Source organism: Methanobrevibacter sp., from assembly GCF_045644645.1.
Classification (GTDB): domain Archaea; phylum Methanobacteriota; class Methanobacteria; order Methanobacteriales; family Methanobacteriaceae; genus Methanocatella.
In genome coordinates, this window is sequence record NZ_JAZRHE010000067.1 from 1 (window position 1) to 5,895 (window position 5,895).

At 33.9% G+C, this 5,895-nt stretch carries 7 protein-coding genes; 6 read left to right on the top strand and 1 reads right to left on the bottom strand.

Annotated elements, in window-relative coordinates; translation table 11 throughout:
- Positions 1 to 12: 12 nt before the first annotated feature.
- From ACKI4K_RS03895 to cofG, 4 genes are all read left to right on the top strand, one after another.
- Complete coding sequence (locus tag ACKI4K_RS03895) at positions 13 to 489, top strand: Lrp/AsnC family transcriptional regulator (RefSeq protein WP_292807033.1); 477 nt, start codon at positions 13 to 15, stop codon at positions 487 to 489.
- A 238-nt stretch (positions 490 to 727) separates the two neighbouring features.
- Complete coding sequence (gene mptA / locus ACKI4K_RS03900) at positions 728 to 1,669, top strand: GTP cyclohydrolase MptA (protein WP_407422483.1); 942 nt, start codon at positions 728 to 730, stop codon at positions 1,667 to 1,669.
- 11 nt (positions 1,670 to 1,680) lie between these two features.
- Entirely contained in the window at positions 1,681 to 2,121 is a 441-nt protein-coding gene (locus ACKI4K_RS03905; RefSeq protein ID WP_407422485.1) for a DUF2120 family protein, read from the top strand.
- Between the two features lie 2 nt (positions 2,122 to 2,123).
- On the top strand, positions 2,124 to 3,212 hold the full coding sequence (gene cofG / locus ACKI4K_RS03910; RefSeq protein WP_407422487.1) for a 7,8-didemethyl-8-hydroxy-5-deazariboflavin synthase subunit CofG: 1,089 nt from the start codon (positions 2,124 to 2,126) through the stop codon (positions 3,210 to 3,212).
- On the opposite strand, the gene ACKI4K_RS03915 is transcribed toward cofG, so the two are convergent.
- Positions 3,199 to 3,936 (bottom strand): class I SAM-dependent methyltransferase, encoded by a 738-nt coding sequence (locus ACKI4K_RS03915; RefSeq protein WP_407422489.1) that lies wholly within the window; start codon positions 3,934 to 3,936, stop codon positions 3,199 to 3,201. The two genes, cofG and ACKI4K_RS03915, sit on opposite strands and share 14 nt — an antisense overlap.
- 187 nt (positions 3,937 to 4,123) lie before the next feature.
- On the opposite strand from ACKI4K_RS03915, the gene psmB reads away from it, so the two are divergent.
- The gene (gene psmB, locus ACKI4K_RS03920; protein ID WP_407422491.1) at positions 4,124 to 4,738 is read left to right on the top strand and encodes an archaeal proteasome endopeptidase complex subunit beta; all 615 of its coding nucleotides are present in this window, start codon (positions 4,124 to 4,126) and stop codon (positions 4,736 to 4,738) included.
- Between the two features lie 131 nt (positions 4,739 to 4,869).
- On the top strand, positions 4,870 to 5,895 hold a 1,026-nt coding region (locus tag ACKI4K_RS03925; RefSeq protein ID WP_407422493.1), incomplete at its 3' end, for an MBL fold metallo-hydrolase.

Sequence of the window (5,895 nt, forward strand, 5' to 3'; positions counted from 1 at the left end):
GAAGTGATTATAATGGTAAAAACAAAAGACAATGTTGTAAAACTTGACGATACAGACATAAACATTTTAAAAATAATTAATGAAGATGTTAGAACATCTTACAGGCAAATTTCACGTAGTTTAGATGTTTCTGTAGGTACCGTACACAATCGTATTGATAAAATGGTAAAATCTGGTGTAATCAAGAAATTTTCACCAGTTATCGACCATGAAAAATTAGGATTTGTTTTGACAACAATTATTGGAGTAAGAGTTAAAGGGGGAAAACTCAAAAACTGGGAAGAAAAAACCTTCTTCAATAAAAACGTTGTTGGAATCTATGACGTTACCGGAGAATACGATGCGTTCCTAATTGCTAAATTCAGAAACACCAACGAATTAAATGCGTTTATTAAAGAATTGCTAAAAGATCCAATTATAGAAAGAACCTACACCCAAACCGTTCTTGATGTAATTAAAGAAGACATGGGATCTTCAAACATCTTATAAATTTTAATTCAAAGAAGCAGTTGAACAAAGACACAACTGTTTCAACAATTTATTTTATTATTTAAACTATTTTTGAAAAATGCACTACCAGTTATTATTAATCAAACTACTTTTAAAAAAATCCTCATTAATATTTAAATAGAAAAAATAAATTCCAAATCAAAATTTATTATCTAATATTTAAATAGGATAAACATAAGAAATAATAATATTTAAGTAAAAATTAGAGGTTATTAAATTGCCAGTATGCTTACCCGACACCCAAGACGACACTCCAAGCATACCTATTAAATTAACAAGAGTAGGTGTAACCGGAGTAAAAAAATTATTACAGCTTGAAAGAACAAATAAAAGACCCATAATATTACTACCTACATTTGATGCATTTGTAGATTTGCCAAATGACCAAAAAGGTGTACATATGTCTAGAAATCCTGAAGCTATCAGTGAAGTTCTTGAAACTGTTGCTAAGGATTCTACCGTAGACGTTGAATCATTATGTGCAGAAATTGTTGAATGCATGATGACCAAACACGAATATGCAAAACGTGTTGAAATATCCATGACAACTGATTTTATGTTTATGAGAGAGTCACCTGTGACTAAAAATAAAACCCAAGAAATGGCCAAATTAAAAGCTAAGGCAATCGGTTTTAGAGATGAAGACGGAGCCATTAGCATCAGAAAAAGTATTGGTGCTGAAGTCATCGGAATGACAGTCTGTCCATGTCCTCAAGAATCGGTTAGAGAATGTGATAAAAATAAATTATTAGAATTTTTAGATGAAGAAACTACACAAAAAGTGCTTGATACTGTTACTTTTGCTTCCCATAACCAGAGAGGAGTTGGAACTTTATTTATAGATGTTCCAGAAAACAGAACCGTTAAAGCAGAAGACCTTATTGACATTATTGAAAAATCCATGAGTTCACCAGTTTGTGAATTACTGAAAAGACCTGATGAAAATGCCACCGTATTGAATGCACACCAAAACCCTGTTTTTGTTGAAGATTGTGTTAGAAACATGATGGAAATGATTGCAAACAAATATTCTGATTTCCCTGAGGATACAATTATCACATCACGTCAAGAAAACCATGAAAGTATTCACAGACACAATGCATTTGCTGAGAAAGTAACAACAATGGGCGAACTAAAAGAAGAATTAAACATACAATAGGATCTGATTTAATGAAAAAAACTTATGAAATTGCAGGGCAAGTAATGGGATTTTTCGACGCCTTTAAAGGGTCAAGACCTGCAATTAATAATGAAAGAATTTTAATTGTAAGAGGCAGGTCAAGGAAAGTTCTACCGATAGATTCTTTTGATTCGAAACTTGCAGAAATCGGAGAGATACTCGGCGGAACGGAATTGGATGCAAATTCTAAAAAGATTGAAGAAATTGTTAAATCCGGAGACAAACACATTAAAACAACTGAATTAACCACAAGTGATGTTGATAGTGGAGGATTCATTAGAGTAAAAGAAGAATTAGAATCAATGGGGCTTGTAGTGGCATACAAAGTATTTGAACTTCCAAGTTTTGATGTTGTAATAGCCATTTGGGAAGACAAAAATGAGATCCCCCCACTTTATGTGGAAGTTACCGTTTCAGAACGTGAAGATTGAACATGTCAAATTTAACCAAAGAAGAAATTCTCACTATATTAAATGCAAACGACAATGATATTGTAAGATATATGTCAGAAACTGCAAAATATAGGGAGAATAACCTTATTACTTATTCTAAAAACATTTTTATACCATTAACTGAAATCTGCAGGAATGACTGCGGATACTGCAATTTTAAAAAGAATCCTGACGATTCACAAACCATCATTCTAAAAACCAAAGAAGAAGTGTTGGCTGATTTAAGAGAAGCTGAAAAATATGGCTGTAAAGAAGCACTGTTTACTTTTGGTGAAGATGCCGATGAAGAAGAAATAGTTAAGTTAAAACTGCAAGAATATGGCTATGATTCAATGATTGATTATATTGTAGACATTTGTCAAATGACATTGGATGAAACAGCATTACTGCCTCACACTAACGGTGGAAACTTCAGTTTTGATGATTTAAAAAGATTAAAAGAAGTTAATGCATCATTAGGTCTAATGCTTGAAAATTCGTCATCCAGGTTAATGGAATTGCCAGCACATAATAAAAGTCCCGGCAAAAATCCAAAATTGCGGTTGGAAACTATTTCAAATGCCGGAAAACTTAAAATTCCGTACACCACCGGCATCCTAATTGGAATTGGCGAAACAAAAGAAGAAGTGGCCGAATCATTACTTGCCATTCGCGACTTGTATGATGAATACGGCCATATCCAGGAGATAATCATCCAGAATTTCACACCAATACCCGGCATTGAAATGGAAGACTGGCCAGAACCTAGTCTTTTAGACATGATTAGGACCGTAACTGCTGGAACTTTATTATTTAGCGATACAGACGTCAGTATCCAAGTTCCACCTAACCTAAACAACGATACTGCACAGATATTCTTATTATGCGGTGCCGATGATTGGGGCGGAGTTTCACCAGTTAGCCCGGATTATGTCAATATTACCTCCCCATGGCCCGGAATTGATGAACTTCAAAAATTAACTGAAGATGCAGGATTTGAACTGTCTGAAAGATTATGCATTTACGAAAAATACATTAACAGTGAATGGTTAAATGATTGTTTGCTGGAAAAAATAGCTAATTTATCCTAGCATCAATAACTACATGTTCCACACCAGGCGCATACTTTTTAATTTTATTTATTTTAAGCAACTCAACATCACGACCGCCCGCCTGAGACATGATTCTTTCAACAGGCCTTGTTTTCATTAACTTTTCGGGAACCGTTTCATGATAGTGAAGGACACCCCCCTCATTCAAACTATCAATAGCCACCTTCAGGTAATGATGAGTTGTTTTAACACACCCCATCACAATGCGGTCTGCCTTATATTTAGGAGCAATATCCATACAATCACCCAAAAGGGGAGTTATATTTGCTAATTTGTTTAATTTAATATTTTCATTTAGATAAAAGTAAGAATTGGGATTTATTTCAATGGAATAAATGTGTTCGGCATTTGAATGAACACCAATAGGGATAGAAAAATAACCGATTCCAGCAAACATGTCCAAAACCACTTCATCATCCTCCACAAGCTTGGCAATTCTTAATCTTTCATTATTATTGCCTTTAGACCACATCACCTTAGCCAAATCCAATTTAAATAAGCAACCATTCTCCTTGTTTATGGTTTCTGTTTCACTGCCAAAAATGATTTCATAAACTGGTTCCCTTCTAGTTCCTTGAATATGGTCTATCTTCATTATAGTTTTTACATTATGCTTTTCAGATAACAATTCCCGCTCTTCTTTAGATTCATAATCAAATTTATTATCTAAAATCAGGATATCCCCAATACGTTTCCATTTCAATTTATTCACCTTTTGAAAGAAAAGTTTATATATGCCAATAGATAATATTAATATTGTTAGTTTATACTAATAATTGATTCTGATTTTAAATAAAATTAATATAGAGATAGTTAATTGATTTTATTATATTCAACCTATAAAGTAGTTGAAATAAGATATTTTAAATACTTATATGAGGTGTATTTAAATGGATGATAAAATACTAGAAGGTACAACAACCGTCGGAATTACATGTAAAGATGGAGTTGTATTTGCAAGCGAAAGAAGAGCTAGTATGGGAAACTTAGTAGCTCACAAAGTCGCAGAAAAAATATTTAAAATTGATGATCACATTGTAACCACCATTGCGGGTTCAGTTGGAGATGCTCAAAGTTTAATGAAAGTTATTGAAGCAGAAGTTTCTCTCTACCAAATGAGAAACAACGACTCAATTAGCGTTAAAGCTGCGGCATCATTGACTGCAAACATATTGCGTTCCGGACCAATGTATGTTCAAACATTACTTGGTGGAATGGATGGAGACAAACCATCCCTTTACTCATTAGACCCTGCAGGTGGAATGATTGAAGATACATATATCTCAACTGGATCAGGTTCTATCGTTGCATACGGAGTTCTTGAAGACAGATTTAGAGATGACTTAACAACTGACGAAGGAATTGAAATAGCCATAAGAGCTATTAGGGCCGCTGCTGAACGTGACACATACTCAGGTAATGGGTATTTAGTTGCTAAAGTGGATGCGAACGGCTTTGAAATGTTAGATGATGAAAAAATTAATGAGATTCTTGAAAAAATATAAGTAAGCTAATTTTTCATAACTAACTATTTTTTTATATAATTGGTGTAGATAGTTTATGAAATTTAACTAATTATAGCTTAAAGCTTTTCGTAAACTATAATACCTACACAAACTTTTTTTGAAGGGATTATATGACTTCAGACATTTTAGAAGATATTAAAAAAGAGATTTTAGATAAGCTACCAGATGAAATTCAAGTTTCAAAAGTGGAATTTGAAGGTCCAGAAGTAGTAGTTTACACTAAAAATCCGGAAATCATAACTGAAAATGGCGATCTTATAAGATCACTTGCAAAAGAACTTAGAAAAAGACTTATCATTAGGTCTGACAAATGCGCTTTACTCGAACCCGAAGATACAATTAATAAAATTCATGAAATAGTTCCTGAAGGCGCGGAAATTACTGACATCTATTTTGATACTGTTACTGGTGAAGTAGTCATCACTGCTAAAAAACCAGGATTAGTTATTGGAAAATATGGAGTAACATCAAGAAACATTGTTAAAAATACTGGATGGGCACCTAAAATCTTAAGAACTCCACCTATTAGTTCAGACATTATTGGAAAAATTAGAACAATCCAAAAAAACAGCAGCAAAGAAAGAAAAAAAATGCTGCAACGTCTTGGACGTCAAATCCACCAGGGCACCAAACACCCTAATGACTGGGCAAGAGTTACTTCAATGGGAGGATTCAAAGAGGTAGGACGTTCATCAATGCTTTTACAGACACCAAACAGTCGTGTTCTATTAGACTGTGGTGTCAATGTTGCGGCATCAGACAATAAAACTGCATTCCCTTACTTGAATGCACCAGAATTTTCAATTGAAGAATTAGATGCAGTCATTATTTCTCACGCTCACTTAGACCATTGCGGATTTGTACCATATCTCTACCATTATGGATACGAAGGGCCAGTGTATTGTACTACCCCAACAAGAGATTTGACTACACTTTTACAATTCGATCATTTAGATATAGCTCACAGAGAAGGTAATCCTTTACCATTTACCTCAAAACATGTGAAACAAGCTATTAAAAATACAATTACACTCGATTATGGTGAAGTGACAGACATTTCTCCAGACATTAGACTGACATTACACAATGCAGGACACATCCTAGGTTCAGCAATATCACATATGCACATTGGAGAT

Coding starts and splice junctions, on each gene's coding strand:
- ACKI4K_RS03895 (WP_292807033.1), top strand. CDS start 13: ATGGTAAAAACAAAAGACAATGTTGTAAAACTTGACGATACAGACATA.
- ACKI4K_RS03905 (WP_407422485.1), top strand. CDS start 1,681: ATGAAAAAAACTTATGAAATTGCAGGGCAAGTAATGGGATTTTTCGAC.
- cofG (WP_407422487.1), top strand. CDS start 2,124: ATGTCAAATTTAACCAAAGAAGAAATTCTCACTATATTAAATGCAAAC.
- psmB (WP_407422491.1), top strand. CDS start 4,124: ATGGATGATAAAATACTAGAAGGTACAACAACCGTCGGAATTACATGT.